This is a genomic window from Vibrio sp. 10N.222.48.A3 (assembly GCF_041475345.1).
GTDB classification, from domain to species: domain Bacteria; phylum Pseudomonadota; class Gammaproteobacteria; order Enterobacterales; family Vibrionaceae; genus Vibrio; species Vibrio tasmaniensis_A.
This window is the reverse complement of sequence record NZ_JBFRVX010001540.1, coordinates 1-337: the sequence shown is the minus strand read 5'-3', so window position 1 is coordinate 337 and position 337 is coordinate 1. Positions and strand designations below refer to the sequence as shown.

Annotated in this window: 1 pseudogene; it reads right to left on the bottom strand. The window is 34.7% G+C overall.

Annotation, left to right across the window (positions count from 1 at the left end):
* A pseudogene (locus AB4653_RS27620) lies at positions 1-337 on the bottom strand (AraC family transcriptional regulator); the annotation flags it as partial.

The window sequence follows — 337 nt, the reverse complement described above, 5'->3', positions numbered from 1 at the left end:
CATCACAAAGTTAATAACTTCGGATGTGAAGACCTTTACAGGCAGTTGGTTGTTGTTGTTTGTGTCTCTGTCGATATCGAAGTGGGACTCGAACATATGCTGTGTCTTGGCCTTAAGCTCTTCGAATTGACTGGTCAGATGATTACTGTTTGTTTCTATGATGAAAAATATATTCTTATGATTTCGAACGATATTAGGTAACGGGTCAGAGCAAATAATGACAATTCTTTTGTTCAAATTTTCGCAAATAGATAAAGCCATGGTAAGTAGTTGGATTTTATCTGCGCTATTCAATATGAAAAATACCAATCTTACATCTAAGTTACTGATTATAGAT